This window comes from Streptomyces sp. NPDC001415, from assembly GCF_053597395.1.
Map to the genome: position 1 here is coordinate 278,913 of NZ_JBSFIE010000005.1, position 16,560 is coordinate 295,472.

Here is a 16,560-nt window from a genome sequence, read left to right on the forward strand (position 1 = left end):
CCGCACGGCCCGTGCGTGGACAATCCGATGCCGTCGCGGTATCGAATGCGGAGTGTGACGAAGAAACTGAGCTGGTGGACCCGTACCTCACTCGGAGCCCTCTGCGGTCTCCTCTCGGGCTATGCCGCGCTGGCGGTGGCCGAGTTGGTGGCGGCCGCCGTCCGGCCGGAAGCCGGGCCGGTGACCGCGGTCGGCGGGGCGGCCATCGACCGGACGCCCGTGGCTCTCAAGGACTGGGCGATCCGCCACTTCGGGACGAACGACAAGCTCGTCCTCCAGATCGGCATCCTCGCCGCGCTCGCGGTCCTGGCCCTGTTCCTCGGGGTGCTGGCCCTGCGCCACCGGCGGGCCGGCGCCGCCGGGGTCCTGGCGTTCGGGGTCGTGGGGGCGCTGGCCGCCACGGGGCGACCCGACTCGCACAGTGCGGTGGACGCGCTGCCGTCCGTGTTCGGCGCGGTGGCCGGTGCGGCGCTCCTGTACTGGCTCGTCGGGCGTCTGCCCGGCGTTCGGCCGAGCACGCGGAGGGTTGACGGCGGCGAGGGATGGGACCGGCGCGCGTTCGTCCTCGCGGCGACCGCGGCGGCAGCCGCGTCCACCGCCGCGGGGCTGCTCGGCCGCGTACTGAACTCAAGCGGTGAGAGCGCGGTCGCCTCCCGTGCCAAGGTCGTCCTGCCCCGCCCGGCCTCACCCGCGGCGCCCGTGCCCCCAGCCGCCTCCCTCCAACTCCCGGGCCTGAGCCCGCTATTCACCCCGAACTCCGACTTCTACCGCGTCGACACGGCACTCGTCGTCCCGAAGGTGGACGCCACCACCTGGCGGTTGAAGATCCACGGCAAAGGTGTCACCACGCCCCGCACGGTCACCTTCGACGACCTCGTCCAGGGCCGGGCGGGCGAGCTGATCGAACGGGACATCACCCTGGCGTGCGTGTCCAACGAGGTCGGCGGCCCCTATGTGGGCAACGCGCGCTGGATCGGCGTACGACTCGCCGACCTCCTCAAGGAGTGCGGCGTGCGCCCGCCCTCGCGCGGCGGGCCCGCCGATCAGCTGGTGGCCCGGTCGGTGGACGGTGTGACGATCGGCAGCCCGGTGGAAGCGGTCCTCGACGGCCGCGACGCGATGCTCGCCATCGGCATGAACGGCTCGCCCCTTCCGTTCGCCCACGGCTTTCCGGTGCGGATGGTGGTGCCCGGCCTGTACGGATACGTGTCGGCGTGCAAGTGGATCGAGGACATCGAGCTGACCACGTTCGCCGCGTACGACGCGTACTGGGTGCAGCGGTCCTGGTCGCAGCAGGCCCCGGTCAAGACGCAGTCCCGTATCGACACCCCCAGGGCGTCCGCCCGGCTCAAGCGGGGCACGGTCATGGTGGCGGGGGTGGCCTGGGCGCAGCACCGGGGCATCGAGCGCGTCGAGGTGCGCGTCGACGACGGGCCCTGGCAGCAGGCGAACCTGGCCGCCGAGGACAGCGTCGACACCTGGCGCCTGTGGTCCTTCCCCTGGCAGGCCACCACCTCCGGCCATCACACCCTGACCGTACGGGCCACCGACGGCACGGGCGCGACCCAGACCGAGCAGCGCACCCCGACCGTCCCGAATGGGGCGACTGGCCGGCACTCGGTCGAGGTCACCGTCGAATGACCCGGTGCTGCATGAGCCGTTCCTCGGTTCAGCGGTGTGCGTACCGGTTCAGGAAGTCGCGCCAGTCCGCTTCCAGTTTCCACTGGAGCGACGCCTTGGGGCTGGCGGCGAGGAAGGTGCGGCATCCGGCGCTCGGCAGCCGGTGCGAGTCGGCGGTGTCGTTGGTGCAGGGCGCGGCGAACGCACCGTAGCTGTCCTGCTCCTTCCAGAGGTTCCGGCCCTCGATGAAGGCGTGGTCCAGTGAGGCGCGCGCGAGCGTGCGCAGTTGCGGGACGGTCAACTGCTGGTCGGTGACGGCCTGTTGGAAGACGGCGGTCAGGTCGCTGCGGCTGACGCCCGGGTCGTCGGTGGCCAGGGCGACGGGCACGCCCGCGTCGAGGTAGCTGCGCAGCGGGTGCCGCTCGCCGGTGACGCGGAGGATCTGGGCGTTGCTGATGAGGGGTGCCTCGACGAGGACGTGCTGTTGGCGCATCCGCGCGGCCAGCGCCGCGGGGTTCTTCTCGCGGGGGAAGTCGACGCCGTGGCCGATCCGGTCGGCGCCTGCCACGGTGACGGCCTCGTTGATGTGGAAGGTCAGATCGCGTCCGGCGACCCCGTCGAGGCCCTCGACGAGTTCACCCGCGTGCAGGCTGACCCGCACCTTCGGGAAAAGCGACTTGAGGAAGCCGACCATCTTCATGTGCAGCGTGTAGTCCCGCAGCGCGACGGGTGCGTCCTCCGGCTGCACCATGTTCACGCCGACGACCCCGCCGAGGTGTTGGCGTACGAGCTCGAAGCCGAGGATCTGCTGGGCGAGGACATGGCGCGGTTCCTGGGCGCGCAGCACCTGGTAGTCGAAGCGGATCGCGACCTGGCAGGCCTTCGGGGCGGTCCGGGTGTCGCAGCCCAGCTGCTTGCGGTAGTCGCGGACGCTGCGGTCGGTGTCGTCGGCCGCCTGCCGGACCAGGGCCTGGAACTGCGGGTTCGCGGTCAGGGTGGCGTGGAACCGGGCGAAGTCGGCGGGTCCTGGGTCTTTCGGCAGGATGCGGTCGACGAGCTGGTTCAGCGGTCCTGCCTCGGGAGTGGTGAGCGTCTCCAGGTAGCTGCTGTGTTCTTCGGCCGCGGCCCGGGCCACCTCGGCGAGCATGTCCGCGTCGTGGCCGGTTTCGGCCTCGTCGAACTTGCCGAATGTGTCGAAGAAGTGGTCGTGTCCAGGCTGCGGGTCGCCGTCGGGCGGCAGGACGAACCCCTGCATCGACCACGCCTCGATCACGTGCCGGCGGAACGGCCCCGGCGCTGCGGCGTCCCGCGCCGGGCGTTGTCCGGCCGCGCAGGGCCGGGGTCCCGGTGTGACGACGTAGCTCGTGGTGTCGATGCACTTGCCGTCCCGCGCCGCGTACCCGATGAGCGACTCCGGGCGCACCGCGCCACCCAGATGGTGATGCAGATCCGCGCCCTTGGGCAGCTCCGCCATGAAGCGCCGGAGCCCGCTCGGAGAGTTCGCTATTCGCCCCAAGTACGCCTGTACTCGGGCCTGTTCACGGGCACCCGGATCCGGCGGGGCGGCGGCCGCGGGCAGCACTCCCGCGGCCAGGCCCAGTGCCGTGAGACCGGCGAGCACCGGCCACCGGGTTCCGTGCCTCTTGCGCATGTTCCGTTCCTCTCGTCGTACGTGGCGCTCCGCGCCGCACCCTTCGCCGGCCGCCTGAGCCCCTCACCGCCCAAGCGTCCCAGTACTCCTCAAGAGACCCGCTCGAACCGGTCAACCTGGGCCGACCCCTGGGGTTCATGCGGCGCCTGCGACAGGACCGGATGCCAGAAGGTGTTGGGCGATACGCGGCCGCGCCCAGATCGGCTTCGCGACAGCGACGCGGGAAGGGGTGCCGGATATCCGCGAGGCAGCTGAATAGGGTGAGGCCTGTCCCGGGAAAGGGGTGGCCTCATGGAGCGGGTGCGCGTATTGGCGCTGGATTTCGTCGGCACCCTGGCGGGCCACGGCCCGGCCCCGGACGGCGAGTTGGTCGCGAAAGTCCTACGGAATCTGCCGGGGACGCTGATCCCCGACGACTTCCCCACCCGCTTCGACACGGTGATCCGGCGCCTCGGGCCGACCGGCCGCGTCCAAGGAGTACGCAGCACGTTCGAGACGCGCCTGCGCCGCGCCGCCCAGGACTGCGGCGCGGACATCCCGGATCTGCGGCGCGCGATGGAAGCGGTGTTCACGGCGCTGCCCGACGCGAGGATCGACCCCGAGGCGGCTTCGGCGGTTCGGGACCTCCACGCGACCGGTCTGAGGTGCGTACTGGCTTCCAACACGGACCGGCCGGAGCAGGTGCGACTCCAGACCCTGCGAGCCGCGGGAATCGCGGACTGCTTCGACGCCTTGGTGCTCTCCAGTGCCCTCGGCATCCGCAAACCAGATCCCCGCTTCTACGCCGCGGTGACCGAGGCGGCGGGCTGCCCGCCCGAGAACGTCCTGTTCGTGGGAGACAACCCGGAGACTGATGCGGTGGGGCCCGAGGAGTTCGGCATGTCGGCAGTGCTTGTCGGCTCGGGGCTCCGGCCGGAGGGGCTGCCGGCGGGAATCACCACGATCAGCCACCTGAGGGAACTGGCGGATCATCTCAACGAGGCCGGAAAATAAGCGAGTTGGCTCTTTCTTCCTCCCTGCCCCTCAAGGGGCGTCACTCCCCACTGTCTCCGATGTCCTCATTCCACACTTCAGGGTTGGTCATGACGAACTCCTTCATCATGGCCACACACTCCGGATCGTCGAGCACCACGACCTCCACCCCATGCCCGGCCAGCCATTCCTGCCCGCCCCGGAACGTCTCGTCCTCCCCCACGATGACGCGCGAAATGCCGAACTGCCGTACCAGGCCGCTGCAATACCAGCACGGGGACAGCGTGGTCACCATCGTCGTGCCCCGGTACGACCGCTGCCTTCCGGCATTGCGGAATGCCGCCGTCTCCGCGTGCAGGGAAGGATCACCCCTGCTGTACCCGCAGGTTGTGGCCACGGCCCAGCACCGCTCCGTCCGGGCCGTAGAGCGCCGCGCCGATCGGGATGCCGCCCTCCGCGAGTCCCGCCCGGGCCTCCTCGACGGCTGTCGCCAGCCATTGCCTGGCCAGTTGCTGTTCCATTTCGCCCGTCCCGCCGTCCGTCGGTGACTTCACGTACCGGTTACTGCGCTGCCCTGACCCGTTCGTGGTGGAGGAGGACCACGCCGTTGCCGAAGGCGCGGGTCTCGACGAGGCGCAGCTCGTGGGTGTCGGCGTACGAGGTCGGGAAGAGGCGCCGGCCTGTTCCGAGCAGGACCGGGTGGACGTAGAGGCGGTATTCGTCGATGAGGTCGTACTGCCGGAACGTGGCGGCGAGATTCGCCCCGCCGATCACCAGGTCCCCGCCGGGCCGTGCCTTGAGCGCCTCGATCTCCGCCGGGACGACCTCGTGTTTGACCGTGGTGTTCCAGTCGGCCTTCTGAAGTGTCCGGGAGTACACGATCTTCGGCATCTCCCGCCAGATACCGGCGAATTCAGCGACCGGCGGGGAGGCGGAAGGGTCGGCGTCGGCGGTGGGCCAGTACTCGGCCATGAGCTCGTGGGTCACGCGCCCACTGATGAAGGCGCCCATGGGCCTGAGCTGTTCGTTGACGTACTGATGCAGCTCGTCGTCGACCATGTGCCAGTCGATTTCGCCCTCGGGCCCCGTGAAAAAGCCGTCGAGAGAGACCGACATGGGAAGGATGATCTTTCTCATCGCAGTCACCTGCGCGACGATACGCCCGCCCCTGCCGACATTCCCGTCAAGAACGCCGACTCTTCCCCGTGTATTTCAAAGCCCTCACCGCGCCGCCCGGACCGCACCTCGGCCCGGCACTTGGTCCGACCTCTCACGAAGGGCCGGTGAAGCCCGGTCGGATCACGGTTTCTGAAAGGGCGACAACTGGACCGCGCCCGGCGCTAGTTGTCGTCGGCCGTCGGCCCGGTCAAGGCGACCAGGGCCGCTTCCTTGATCGTGGTCGTCGGCTCGAAGAGCGCGTCGAGGCCACCCGCCGTGAGGATCCGCCGGTGCCACGGCCGTACGCAGACCACGCCGAGATGCCCGTCGCGGGCCCGGATCCTGCGGTACGCCCGGCACAGCAGAGTGAGGACGGCGCAGTCGAAGAAGTCCACGGGCCGCAAGTCCACGATCACGCGCGCCCGGGCCGGCTGCGTGGCGGCGTCGAGATGCAGCTGGACTCCGGGCGCGGTGGCCAGGTCGACGGTGCCGTGGACCTCGACCACCGTGAACCCTTGCATCAGATAGGTGCGGGCATTGGAGAGCCGGTCCGGCAGCAGCCCCGGCGGAAGCGGCACAGGGGCCGAGACGGATGGCCGAGCGGTGGTTCCCATGGCAGCTCCCGGTCCAGAACTGGCCTCCGCGGGTGCGGAGGTACTCGGTAATCGGGCAGTCACCGTGGTCCGGGGTGACGCACTACCACCCTAGGAACAGGGCCGCATGCAGAAACGTGCACCCTTCGAATTGTTCACCCTCGGGAGTGAACGAAATTTGCACCGCTCCCCGTTTGAACACCGCACACGGGAAGCGAAGCGACCCGGCGCGCCTGTCTTCTGGCCCGCCGGGGCTGAACCCCGGGCGATGGACCGCCGGTTGGGGCCGACGGTCGGCCGGGCGCCCCCCGAAAGCGCCCGGCCCCGAGGGCGACCGTCAGTACGCCCCGAAGACGTTGTCGATCGAGCCGTACGTCTTGGCGGCGTAGTTGCACGCGGCGGTGATGTTGGCGACCGGGTCGTAGAGGTCCATGGACGTACCCGGCACGTGGAAGGCGGCGAACGTGGGCTGGATGACCTGGAGGAGTCCCTTGGAGGGCGTGCCGGCCACCGCGTTGGAGTCCCAGTTGTTGATCGCCAGGGGGTTGCCCGACGACTCGCGCATGATGTTGCGGTAGATGCCGTTGTAGCTGCCGGGGATGCCGTGCTGGGCCATGATGGCCATCGACTGCTTGATCCAGCCGTCCAGGTTGTTGGCGTACGTCGGCGCGCCGGCCGTGCTCGCGGCGGTGAGGCTCGTCGTGCGGGCGGAGCGGTCGGCCCGGTCGGCCGAGGCGTCCCGGGCGGTGCTCGCCGCGGCCGGGCCGCCGACGGTGAGCTTGAGGCCGGGCTGGATCAGAGCCGGGTCGCCACCGATGACGCTCTTGTTGTCCTGGTAGAGCTGCTTCCAGCCGCCGCTCACGTTGAGGGCGTCGGCGATCTTGGCGAGCGAGTCCCCGGCGACGACGGCGTAGCTCGTGGGAGCGGCCTTGACGGCGGTGGCGGAGTGGGCCGGCGCGGCGGCGGCCGTGGTCGCACCGATCACCGGCATGGCGAGTACGGCGCCGCCCGTTCCGGCGGCGGCGAGGCCCCGGGACAGCGAGCTGGACTTGGGGCGGCGGTGCTTGCCCTTTGCAGGCATGGTGAATTCCTCTCCTTCGCCTACGAGGTGAGCTGTCGGGTTCGGACGGGAGATGTCCGGTCGCGGCGCACGCGACTTCACCCCAGCCGTTCCGGAATCCGGATCGGCGGCTTACCTGGTTCCCCCGCTCCTGCCAAACGTGTGTGGGAGGCTCCGGACGGCGGCAGGATTCGGCGTTCCCTCCGGATTGACGGTGAACGTAAACGAATAGGCCGACCGGAAACAAGGCCAGAATTCAATGGGCGCGATCCGGGATATTGATCCACTTAAATCCACACGCCGCGACCGCCCCGCCCGGGACCTCAACTCGCTTTCGGTTCAACCGAAATGACCCCGAGGAGCCCGAGCGCCCACCATCCCACACGTGACCCAATTCACTCGCTCGTCGAGCAACCGGGCAGCCCATCCACAAAAGAGGCGAGCCTCACTCAATAGCGGCCAATTCGGACATCATAAATGCGGGAGTGCGAGCGGAGTGATGGCATCCCAAAACATTCCATTTAGGACACTCGGGACTTCTCCTGGTTCACATGCCTCACATACCTGCGGCAGCACACGTGTCCCTCACGCCCCTGCCGGAGATCATTGCTCACAGGCCACCCTCCACGGTGGGACCAGGCGACAGAGAGGTGGAACGGTGATCCGAGAGAGCGCGGAGTACGACGTCCTGGTGGTCGGGGGCACGGGGGTGGACACGGTCGTACGCGTCGACTCCCTGCCGGTCCCGCTCGCCGACTCGGTGCAGGTCGGCCCGATCGTGGAGTGGCCCGGGCACACCGGGGCGAACGTGGCCCTCGGGACGCGAGCCCTCGGCCTGGCGGTCGGCCTGATCGACTGCATCGGCGACGACTGGATCGGCTCCCAGGTGCGCGAGCTGCTGGCCGAGGGTGATGTGGACTTCGCCCCGCTGATCTCCCCCGCCGGCACCCGGCGCGCGGTGAACCTGGTGGACGCGAACGGCCGCCGGATGCCCTTCTACGACGCCCGCGACCCGGCCGACCTGCGGATGCCCCGGGACTTCTACCTCCCCCGGCTGCGCCGAACCCGCCATGTCCACCTCTCCATCATGAACTTCGCGCGTTTCCTGTTCGACGACATCGAGGCCCTCGGCATCCCGGTCTCCACGGATCTGCACGACTGGGACGGACTGGCCGAGCACCACCGGGAGTTCGCGCTCCGCTCGGACCTCGTGTTCCTCAGCTCGGCGGGAGCGGGTGACAACGCCCCCGCGCTGATGCGGGAGATCCTGCGCGAGGGCCGCGCTGACACCGTGGTCGCCACGGCCGGAGCCGAAGGCTCCTACCTCCTCACCCGGGACGGCGGGTCCACCCCGCACCACATCCCGGCCGTCGCACCGCACGCCCCGGTCGTGGACACCAACGGCGCGGGCGACGCGTACGTCAGCGGCTTCCTGTACGGCAGGCTCACCGGCCGGAACGTACGGGAATGCGGCCGATTCGGCGCGGTGGCGGGCGCCCATGCCTGCACGGCTCCGGTCGCCACCGACCCCATCTCGCGGAAAGGCCTGCTGGCGGCGGATCAGATCGCTTGAGATCATTCCGGCGCTCGGTGCCGAACGCGCCCGGCGCCGCCCAACTGGCGCCCTGAACAAGCCTTTATTACGCCCTATCAAGTCCTGTCAGGGAGAAACATGAACGACATCAGCGAATTCAAGAACATTTCCCCGACCACGCTCGCCGACGTCCTGGGCCGCGACCAGGTCATGGATATCGGCATTCGCCCTTTGTGGTCCCCGATGCCACGCGTCGCGGGTCCCGCATTCACCGTACGGTGTCCCGCGGGCGACAACCTCATGCTGCACGCGGCCATCCACCGCGCGGAGCCCGGTTCGGTCATCGTCGTCGAATCGGGCGACCTGGACTACGCACTCGCGGGCGGAAACGTGTGCGCCGTCGCCCAACGCCGGGGAATCGCGGCGTTCGTGGCCGACGGGGTCATTCGTGACCTCGCCGAAGTCCGCGAGTTGGGCTTTCCCGTGTTCGCCCGGGGCGTCATTCCCATCCCCGGAACCAAGAAGGCCGTGGCTCCGCTCAACGAGCCCGTGCGCTGTGGCGGGGTGCGGGTCGACGCGGGCGACCTCGTGGTGGCCGACGAGGAGGGCATCGTGGTCACGCCCCGCGCACGCTGGGAGCAGGTGCTCCTGGAGGCCCGGCGGAAGTTGGCGAAGGAGGCCGGTGAATCCCTCGACGCGTGGGAAGAGACGCATCGCGCCCGCATCGACAAGGCCCTGAGCGAGGGCGGCTTCGAAGGCTGAGCCCTCAACTCGCTTGGCCCTGCGGCGAGTTGAGGAGGGCCCCGGTGTGCGCTCGTCGGCGTACACCGGCCCCCGGGCTCAGACACAGGCTCTCAAGCCCTCCCCACCTCGCGGACCAGTTCAAGGCCCAGGACCCGGTCCATGTAGGCCATGGTCTCGAACTTGGCTCCCTGCGGCACATCGTCGGACGTCGCCAGATCGTGCAGGAGGCGCAGGACGGCCGAGGTGTCGAGCCGGTTGTCCAGGGCGGTGCGGGCCGTGCTCTTGAGGTCGGCGGGGATCGGCTTCGAGGGCTGCTCGGCCCAGTCCGCGATGGCACGCCGCCAGCGGGCCAGCGCGCGGCCGGCCTCGGCGACCTCCCCCGCCGTGACGGACATGGGTTCCTCGTAGGGGTGGCTGAGCAGCAGCAGGCGTACGGCCAGCAGGTCGAGGCCCTCGAACGGGGGCAGCCGGGCTTCGCCGATCTGCAGGCAGGCGCTGCCCGCGCCCTCGTACGTCCCGCTGGTGAGCTGGACCCCGGGCGCGCCGCCCAGGGCCTCCGCGATCTCCTTCGGGTCGCCCTCGGCATCGGCCGGCCGGATGCCGGCGGCAGCGGCGGCCGTTGTGCCGTGCGGGCCGGTCCACCCGATCAGCACCGCTCTGCCGCGCATTTCGACGACGCGCGCCAGCACGTCCGCCATCAGCAGCACCCGAAGGCCGGTCCCGGCATCACCGTCGGCAGGGGCATGGGCGCAGATGCGCAGCGGGCCCGGTCCGGCGAGTTCATCGACGATTCGCAGCACGTCGCCGAGCCTAGGGGTTCGGGCCCGGCCTGGACACCGGTCCGCGCCGAGCGCAAGGGCAACGCCCCCCGTCGGAGAACGCCGCCTCACGCGAGCAGCGGCCGCAGCGCCCCGCCCCGCAGTCGCGTCACGAGCGGGGCCGCGAACCGCCGGGCGGACCACGTCACCGCGAACGAGACCACCCCTCCGACCACCAGCGCGACCAGCACGTCATGCGGATAGTGCGCGCCGACGTACACGCGCGAGGCGCCCATCAGGAGCGCCACGAACGCGGCGATCGCGCCCAGCTTCCGGTTGACCAGGAACAGGGCTACGGCCGCGGCGGCGGCTACCGTGGTGTGGTTGCTCGGGAACGCGTAGTCGTCCAGGGGCGGGCACTTCTCGATGAGGAAGTCGTGCGGCAGCGCACGGCAGGGGCGGGGCTCGGTGAACACCGACTTGATCGCGTCATTGATCACATACGCGAGCACCACCGCGAACGGCGCGGCCAGCGCCGCCGCCATCACCGAGGCGTCCTTGCGCCGGGCGAACCACCAGCCGCCCAGCATGAACACCGCGAACAGGGCGACGCCGTAACTGGTGAAGGCGGACACCGGCCCGTTCAGCCAGTGCGTGTGCCGGGCGAAGTCGGTGATGTCGCCGTACAGCCCGCCGTCGATGGACGCGCCGTCCAGGGCCTGCGGCGTGGGGGTGGGACTGATCATGGGATGCGGTTCTCCGGTGGTTCGACGGGCAGTGCCCGCCCCGTGGCGAACGGGACGGGTCGGGGAGCAGAAGTCCGGGCGACTGCCGCATGAGCGGAACATGAACGTCTACAGGCTCGTAGACGCAAAGGGACCGGGATCGGTTGCGTGCGTGTGCTGTCCGGCTCAGCTGGTCTTGAAGGCGCGGATCAGGCCCAGAGCGCTTCGGCGACCGCCACGCCCACGAAGACCGCGCCGAGCCCGGCCACCACGCTGACGACGACGTTCGCCGCGGCGTAGAACTTCGCCCCGTTCTCGGCGAGCCGCATCGTCTCGTACGAGAACGTCGAGTACGTCGTCAGCGCCCCGCAGAGCCCGGTCCCGACGAACAGCTGCACCTGTGAGGACGCGGCGCCCGCGGTGACCGCGCCGGTGAGCACGCCGAGGATCAGGCAGCCGACGACGTTGACGGTGAAGGTGCCCCACGGGAAGACGCTGTCGTGCCTCTTCTGCACGGTCAGGTCGGTGAGGTACCGCAGGGGCGCGCCGATCGCCGCCCCCAACACCACGAGCAGCCAGTTCACTTGGCTCACTCCCGTCCGACGTACCGGATGACCTCGCAGTCGTCGAGCATCACCAGGCCTTCGGCGACCAGTTCGTCGAGCTGCGGCAGGAAGTCCCGCACGCGCTGCTCGTCGTCCACGACGACGATCGCGACGGGCAGGTCCTCGCTCAGCGAGAGCAGCCGCTGGGTGTGGATGAGGGAGGAGGCGCCGAAGCCCTCGATGCCCCGGAACACGCTGGCACCGGCGAGGCCGGCGGCGTGCGCCCGGTGGACGATCTCGGCGTACAGGGGCTTGTGGTGCCACAGGTCGCTCTCGCCGATGAAGATCGTGAGGCGCAGGGCTCGTCCGGTCAGTCTGGTCATCGCTGCCTCCACACCAGTGCGCGGCGGGTCAGCCACACCGCGCTCCACACCATCGCGAGTGCCACCAGGAGCGTCGACGCCAGATAGGCGAGGCCGGTGCGCGGCTGCCCGGCGGCCACGAACTTCTGGATGTCGACGGCGTATGTCGAGAAGGTGGTGAAACCGCCGAGAACGCCGGTCCCGAAGAACGGACGGACGAGCCGGTGCGCCGCCCACACATCGGTGATCACCACCATGAAGACGCCGATCACGGCGCAGCCCACGCCGTTGACCAGCAGCGTCGTCCAGGGAAACGAGCCCGGCCGGGTGGTCCACAGCAGCGAGGCCCCGTAGCGGGCGCAGGCGCCGATCGCTCCGCCGAGCGCCACCACCGCGACGACCGGGCCGAGGCCGCGCGTGACGGCGCGGCGGCGCGCGGGCACGGCCGGGCCGGCATCGGGTTCGATGGGCTGGGTGGCCGCCCTCGGCGGCTGGGCTCCCTTGGACATACGTCTCCTACCTGCAGGGCACCTGTACTCAGGCGCACGCGCTCGCAAGTAGGGACCGTTGGCGGCGCGGGTGCCGCGGTTCGGGTACGGCGGGCCCCACCACCGCGCGGCGAGCACCAGGGATCACCGCTGTCCCAAGGCTAGCGCCGGGCCTCGCCCGCTCGCCAACCGGCTCTGTACGGGGTGTGCGGTCAGGGGCGTGGTGGTGGCAGGGAGCCGAGGCCGGGTGCCGCGTCCGGCCAGACCAGCAGGACCGGGCAGGGCGCGTGGTCCACGACGAACCGGGTGGCCGGGCCGAGGCTGCGCGGGCCGAGGTGGGTGCCGTCGCCGTCGCGGGCGCAGACGAGGCGGTCGGCGCCTTCCGCGGCACGTACGACCTGTTGCTCGGCGCGGCCGTGCAGTTCGAGGCGGCGGGCCGGGCGGCCCAGGCGCCGCTCGGCTTCGGCGAAGAGGTCGTCGGCGGCGGCCCGGGAGAGGTCTTCGAGGCGGGTGCCGGGATCGCGTTCGGGGTGGCCGCGGCCGAGCAGTCCGGCGAACGCGCCGTGTGCGGCCTCGGACACGGCGTCGTCGGTGACGTGCAGGAGTACGAGGTCGGCGTCCGCGGCGCGCTCGCGCGCGGCGTCCACGCAGGCGGGCCAGGTGCCCTCGGTGATCCAGATGATGACGCTCATGGTGCGGTCAGCCTCCGATCGCGTGCAGCGCCGCCCACAGCGCGGCGGTGGACGCGACCAGTGTGGCGGGAACGGTGAGGAGCCCGAGGCGGGTGAAGTCGCCGAGGGCGGGCGCGTCGTCGTGTTCGTGCAGGATGCGCCGCCACAGCAGGGTGGCGAGCGAACCCACGTAGGTGAGGTTGGGGCCGAGGTTGACGCCGATGAGGACGGCCAGGACCGGGCCGGGACCGCCCGCCGCGGCCACCGGGAGCAGGGCGAGCACGGCGGGCAGGTTGTTGATCAGGTTGGACAGCACCGCCGCGACGGCGACGACCGCGAGCAGGGCGGGCAGCGAGTCGCCGTCGGGCAGCAGATGGCCGATGGCGGAGCCGAGCCCGTTGTCCACTACGGCCTTGACGACGATGCCGAGGCCGAGCACGAACAGGCAGAACGGGATGCCCGCCGAAGCCACCAGTTTGCGGGCCGTGGTGCGCCGCTGGGACAGGGCGCGGGCGGCGAGGACGAGCGCGCCCGCGAGCGCCGCCCAGGCCGGGCTGAGTCCGGCGAACGAGGTCACGACGAACCCGGCGAGCGTGAGCGTGAGGACCACCAGCGTGAACACGGGCACCTCGGTGCTTCCCGGCGCCCGCACCCCGTGCGAGGTGGTCGCGAGGTCGGTGCGGAAGTAGACGCGGAAGATCGCGTACTCGACGGCGACGGCGGCCAGCCAGGGCAGGGCCATCAGCGCCGCGAACCTCGTGAAGGAGAGTCCGCTCGCGGCCAGGGCCAGCAGGTTGGTGAGGTTGGAGACGGGCAGCAGCAGGGAGGCCGAGTTCGCCAGGTGCGCGGTGGCGTACACATGCGGGCGGGCCCGGACGCCGACCCGGGCCGCCGTCGCGAACACCACGGGGGTGAGCAGTACGACGGTCGCGTCCAGGCTGAGCACCGCGGTGATGACGGCGGCGACGGCGAAGACTCCGCCGAGCAGCCGCTGGGGGCTGGCCCCGCAGACACGGGCGACGGCATGGCCGGCGGCCGCGAACAGGCCCTCGTCGTCGCAGAGTTGGGCCAGTACGAGGACGGCGGCGAGGAAGCCGACCACCGGGAGCAGGTCGCGCGTCTGCTGCCACGCCTCGGTGGGCGAGACCGCGCCGAGCGCGACCACGAGGCCTGCCGCGGGCAGCGCCGCCACGGCTTCGGGCCAGTTGCGGGGGCGTACGACGGCGAAGGCGAGCACGCCGAGCAGGAGGACGGCCGAGACGATCTCGGCGGTGACGGTACTCAGGGTCTGCCTCCAGGCGACGGGCGTTCACGGCCGCGGGCCCCGTGCCACACCACCGCGGGCGACCCTACGTGCTGATCGCCCCTCCGCATTCTCCGGCAGGGGTGGCATGTCCGCGTCGCGAGGCCGCCCGCGGACAGCGTGGTGGCCCGGCCCCGTGCGGGCACCCGCTCGTTGAGGGCGGCTTTGAGGCCGGGCGTGCAGAGTCCTCGCGGGCGCGGCCGCCACCCGCTCGGGCTGGATACAGGGCGGCGACGGTGTCGATCAGCAGCGCCCCTCTCCGCCGTCCGTGCCCGCCGAGGCCACTCGGGGCCCGGTCTCCGCGGTGCGCGTCTCGGGCACCGGCAGCAGCTGTCCCGTGTCCGCGCGCAGGGCGGTCATGTTGCGCGCGGTGACCCGGCCCAGCGGCGCGGGGGTGAGGACGGACTGGCTCTGGACGTAGGCGACGAAGCTCTCGAAGTCGCGGGTGTGTCGCACCGGTTTGGTGTGGTCGAGCAGCGCCGGGTAGTCGTCCGCGCCGATCAGCGTGTAGGCCGTGGTGGCGAGCCGGTACGTGGCGTGCAGGTCGAGCGGGGTGCCGTCGATGAGGACATCGGCCGGGGCGACACGGTTGCCCGCCGAGCCGGCCGCGTCGAACGTGTACCGCACGTTGTGCGACACGGCGAAGGGCGCGTACGTGAGGACGGTCCCCTTCAGCTTCCACTGCTGTTCCAGCGTGTCGTGGATGACCTGACCGGTGACGGTGGCCGTCAGGATGGGGTTCCCGTAGCCCACCGCGTTGAACGCCTTGCGGTAGGAGACCGCGCCCTGCGTGGTCGCGTCGAGGGTGAGGTCGGTGTTGATGACGCTGGGCCCCGAACGGGGGGCCAGCGCGATCAGGGCCAGGTCGGCGGGGACGTTGGGGTAGATGTTGCCCGTGTCGAAGGGGTCCAGGCTCTGTTTCCCGGCCCACAGTGCCCAGTCGGCCGCGAGGTTGCCCATCGTGCTCTCGCCCATGCTGTTCAGGCTGCGGGTGAACGTGGCCGTCTGACGCCCGACGCGGGTCGCGCCCCGGTTGTCGGCGTAGCCGGTCCAGTAGTCGGCGGTTTCCTTGAGGTCCTGATCGGGCGTCACATCGTGGGTGTTGGGATGGTTGGTCGACCTGGTCAGTTCCCGTACGACCTTGCCCGTCACCGGGTCGAGGCGCAGGTTGATCTCGTTGATGAGCTGCGCGTGGCAGCCCGCCTCGACGAACGGGCGCGGTCGGCCGGAGGGGTCGGGCACCATCATGTTGAACGCGCAGTGCCAGTGCCCGGTGACGATGGCGTCGATGTCGGGCGACACTGCGAGCGCGAGATCATAGGCGGGCCCCGTGGGCTGGCTCCCGCTGTTGAAGTCGCTTCCGGCCACCGCCCCGTCGTGCATGCTGAGCACAATCGCGTTGACGCCCTGCGATTTGAGCAGCGCCGCATAGCGGTTCGCGGTCTTCAACTGGTCGAGCATGCGCAGCGCCGTCTGGAATCCCGTGGACGAGGTTTCGGTGCCGGTGACCGTGAGGTGAATGAATCCGATCGGAAGGCGCCGCCCGCCCGGGCCCTGCACCCACTCCACATTCACCGGGGGAAGGACGGTCCTCCCCGAATGCCCCCAGAGCATGTTGGCGCAGTAGTAGCGGAATTTCGCGCCGCGAAAGGTCCGTCCGGCGGAGTCGGGGAAACTGTTCGTCCAGCCCTCGCCCGCGTACGGTCTGCCGTGCTCCATGTGGTCGATCATGAATCCGGGGGTGCGGTCGAACTCGTGGTTTCCGGCCGTCGCGAAGTCGAGCCCCAACCGGTTGAGCGCCTCGATGGTCGGCTCGTCGGCCAGCGACTCCGCCGGGAACTCCCAGCCCGAGAACAGGTCGCCCGGCGCGAAGAAAATCGAGTTGGTGTGTCCGGCCCGCAGGTTTTCCAGGTGCGTGGCCAGGTAGGCGACTCCGCCCACGGTGAACTGCTGGCCGCCCGCGCCCGTAATGACCACGTCGCCCGGCGGCGGTGCCTGTAGATAGCCGTGCAGGTCCGTGATGTTGAGCAGTTGTACGTCCACGTACTCGGACGCGCTCGCGGCGTCGCGGGCGTGGCCGCTGGCCAGGGCCGGCGTGCCCGTCGCTGCCATCGTCACGAGTGATCCCGCCACAGTCATGAAGCTGCGTCTACCCACGCCCCACATATCGACTCCCTCACTCGAAAGCTACGCAGCCACGCCGGGAACGATGTTCCGGCTCCCCACCTGGCGGCCCGAAGAACTACGCGACACGAATCCATTGATTGCGGGCACAAGAAATACCAACTCAACAGGATGGCCGAACCCGTGACACGCCGCCGGATAACGAGCGCCGACCCCGGGGGCGACCAGCAGGCATCACTCAAGCGCACGAAC

At 70.5% G+C, this 16,560-nt stretch carries 16 protein-coding genes, 1 pseudogene and 1 riboswitch; of the genes and pseudogenes, 4 read left to right on the forward strand and 13 right to left on the reverse strand.

The window, feature by feature from the left end; genetic code table 11:
• Positions 1–45: 45 nt before the first annotated feature.
• A complete protein-coding gene (locus ACWC2B_RS09130) occupies positions 46–1,641 on the forward strand; it encodes a molybdopterin-dependent oxidoreductase (RefSeq protein ID WP_450715819.1) in 1,596 nt (531 codons plus the stop codon).
• A 28-nt stretch (positions 1,642–1,669) separates the two neighbouring features.
• Here ACWC2B_RS09130 and ACWC2B_RS09135 read toward each other — a convergent pair whose 3' ends face one another.
• A complete protein-coding gene (locus ACWC2B_RS09135; RefSeq protein ID WP_450715820.1) occupies positions 1,670–3,271 on the reverse strand; it encodes an adenosine deaminase in 1,602 nt (533 codons plus the stop codon).
• A gap of 291 nt (positions 3,272–3,562) precedes the next feature.
• Here ACWC2B_RS09135 and ACWC2B_RS09140 point away from each other — a divergent pair, with 291 nt between their 5' ends.
• The gene (locus ACWC2B_RS09140; RefSeq protein WP_450715821.1) at positions 3,563–4,264 is read left to right on the forward strand and encodes an HAD family hydrolase; all 702 of its coding nucleotides are present in this window, start codon (positions 3,563–3,565) and stop codon (positions 4,262–4,264) included.
• A gap of 40 nt (positions 4,265–4,304) precedes the next feature.
• Here ACWC2B_RS09140 and ACWC2B_RS09145 read toward each other — a convergent pair.
• The 4 genes and pseudogenes from ACWC2B_RS09145 to ACWC2B_RS09160 form a co-directional block, all read right to left on the reverse strand.
• A pseudogene (locus ACWC2B_RS09145) lies at positions 4,305–4,764 on the reverse strand (nucleoside deaminase).
• 40 nt (positions 4,765–4,804) lie between these two features.
• Positions 4,805–5,380 (reverse strand): dihydrofolate reductase family protein, encoded by a 576-nt coding sequence (locus ACWC2B_RS09150; protein ID WP_450715822.1) that lies wholly within the window; start codon positions 5,378–5,380, stop codon positions 4,805–4,807.
• 203 nt (positions 5,381–5,583) lie between these two features.
• On the reverse strand, positions 5,584–6,015 hold the full coding sequence (locus ACWC2B_RS09155) for an STAS domain-containing protein (protein WP_450715823.1): 432 nt from the start codon (positions 6,013–6,015) through the stop codon (positions 5,584–5,586).
• A 316-nt stretch (positions 6,016–6,331) separates the two neighbouring features.
• On the reverse strand, positions 6,332–7,075 hold the full coding sequence (locus ACWC2B_RS09160; RefSeq protein WP_450715824.1) for a transglycosylase SLT domain-containing protein: 744 nt from the start codon (positions 7,073–7,075) through the stop codon (positions 6,332–6,334).
• Between the two features lie 2 nt (positions 7,076–7,077).
• Positions 7,078–7,261: riboswitch (cyclic di-AMP (ydaO/yuaA leader) on the reverse strand.
• 451 nt (positions 7,262–7,712) lie between these two features.
• On the opposite strand from ACWC2B_RS09160, the gene ACWC2B_RS09165 reads away from it, so the two are divergent.
• The gene (locus ACWC2B_RS09165) at positions 7,713–8,627 is read left to right on the forward strand and encodes a carbohydrate kinase family protein (RefSeq protein ID WP_450715825.1); all 915 of its coding nucleotides are present in this window, start codon (positions 7,713–7,715) and stop codon (positions 8,625–8,627) included.
• A 99-nt stretch (positions 8,628–8,726) separates the two neighbouring features.
• Positions 8,727–9,350 carry an RraA family protein gene (locus tag ACWC2B_RS09170; RefSeq protein WP_450715826.1) on the forward strand — a complete coding sequence of 208 codons (624 nt, stop codon included), beginning with the start codon at positions 8,727–8,729 and terminating at the stop codon, positions 9,348–9,350.
• A gap of 92 nt (positions 9,351–9,442) precedes the next feature.
• Here the strand turns inward: ACWC2B_RS09170 and ACWC2B_RS09175 are convergent, their stop codons facing one another.
• From ACWC2B_RS09175 to ACWC2B_RS09210, 8 genes are all read right to left on the reverse strand, one after another.
• A complete protein-coding gene (locus tag ACWC2B_RS09175; protein ID WP_450715827.1) occupies positions 9,443–10,132 on the reverse strand; it encodes a hypothetical protein in 690 nt (229 codons plus the stop codon).
• An 86-nt stretch (positions 10,133–10,218) separates the two neighbouring features.
• Positions 10,219–10,836, reverse strand: a complete 618-nt coding sequence (locus ACWC2B_RS09180; RefSeq protein WP_450715828.1) for a phosphatase PAP2 family protein — start codon at positions 10,834–10,836, stop codon at positions 10,219–10,221.
• A gap of 188 nt (positions 10,837–11,024) precedes the next feature.
• Positions 11,025–11,399, reverse strand: a complete 375-nt coding sequence (gene crcB, locus ACWC2B_RS09185) for a fluoride efflux transporter CrcB (protein WP_450715829.1) — start codon at positions 11,397–11,399, stop codon at positions 11,025–11,027.
• 5 nt (positions 11,400–11,404) lie between these two features.
• Entirely contained in the window at positions 11,405–11,743 is a 339-nt protein-coding gene (locus tag ACWC2B_RS09190; protein ID WP_450715830.1) for a DUF190 domain-containing protein, read from the reverse strand.
• Positions 11,740–12,231, reverse strand: coding sequence for a fluoride efflux transporter CrcB (gene crcB / locus ACWC2B_RS09195; RefSeq protein ID WP_450715831.1), 492 nt, complete (start codon positions 12,229–12,231; stop codon positions 11,740–11,742). Before crcB (ACWC2B_RS09195) ends, ACWC2B_RS09190 begins: the two co-directional genes overlap by 4 nt.
• Before the next feature lie 191 nt (positions 12,232–12,422).
• Positions 12,423–12,902 (reverse strand): universal stress protein, encoded by a 480-nt coding sequence (locus tag ACWC2B_RS09200; protein ID WP_450715832.1) that lies wholly within the window; start codon positions 12,900–12,902, stop codon positions 12,423–12,425.
• A 7-nt stretch (positions 12,903–12,909) separates the two neighbouring features.
• Positions 12,910–14,166, reverse strand: a complete 1,257-nt coding sequence (locus ACWC2B_RS09205) for an SLC13 family permease (RefSeq protein WP_450715894.1) — start codon at positions 14,164–14,166, stop codon at positions 12,910–12,912.
• Between the two features lie 261 nt (positions 14,167–14,427).
• A complete protein-coding gene (locus tag ACWC2B_RS09210; protein ID WP_450715895.1) occupies positions 14,428–16,296 on the reverse strand; it encodes a bifunctional metallophosphatase/5'-nucleotidase in 1,869 nt (622 codons plus the stop codon).
• Positions 16,297–16,560: the final 264 nt, after the last annotated feature.

Bases quoted from the DNA above. Each gene is read 5' to 3' on its own strand.
- ACWC2B_RS09150 (WP_450715822.1), bottom strand. From the start codon at position 5,380: ATGAGAAAGATCATCCTTCCCATGTCGGTCTCTCTCGACGGCTTTTTC.
- crcB (WP_450715831.1), bottom strand. From the start codon at position 12,231: ATGTCCAAGGGAGCCCAGCCGCCGAGGGCGGCCACCCAGCCCATCGAA.
- ACWC2B_RS09170 (WP_450715826.1), top strand. From the start codon at position 8,727: ATGAACGACATCAGCGAATTCAAGAACATTTCCCCGACCACGCTCGCC.
- ACWC2B_RS09130 (WP_450715819.1), top strand. From the start codon at position 46: ATGCGGAGTGTGACGAAGAAACTGAGCTGGTGGACCCGTACCTCACTC.
- ACWC2B_RS09180 (WP_450715828.1), bottom strand. From the start codon at position 10,836: ATGATCAGTCCCACCCCCACGCCGCAGGCCCTGGACGGCGCGTCCATC.
- ACWC2B_RS09135 (WP_450715820.1), bottom strand. From the start codon at position 3,271: ATGCGCAAGAGGCACGGAACCCGGTGGCCGGTGCTCGCCGGTCTCACG.
- ACWC2B_RS09160 (WP_450715824.1), bottom strand. From the start codon at position 7,075: ATGCCTGCAAAGGGCAAGCACCGCCGCCCCAAGTCCAGCTCGCTGTCC.
- ACWC2B_RS09190 (WP_450715830.1), bottom strand. From the start codon at position 11,743: ATGACCAGACTGACCGGACGAGCCCTGCGCCTCACGATCTTCATCGGC.
- ACWC2B_RS09200 (WP_450715832.1), bottom strand. From the start codon at position 12,902: ATGAGCGTCATCATCTGGATCACCGAGGGCACCTGGCCCGCCTGCGTG.
- ACWC2B_RS09155 (WP_450715823.1), bottom strand. From the start codon at position 6,015: ATGGGAACCACCGCTCGGCCATCCGTCTCGGCCCCTGTGCCGCTTCCG.
- ACWC2B_RS09140 (WP_450715821.1), top strand. From the start codon at position 3,563: ATGGAGCGGGTGCGCGTATTGGCGCTGGATTTCGTCGGCACCCTGGCG.
- ACWC2B_RS09210 (WP_450715895.1), bottom strand. From the start codon at position 16,296: ATGGCAGCGACGGGCACGCCGGCCCTGGCCAGCGGCCACGCCCGCGAC.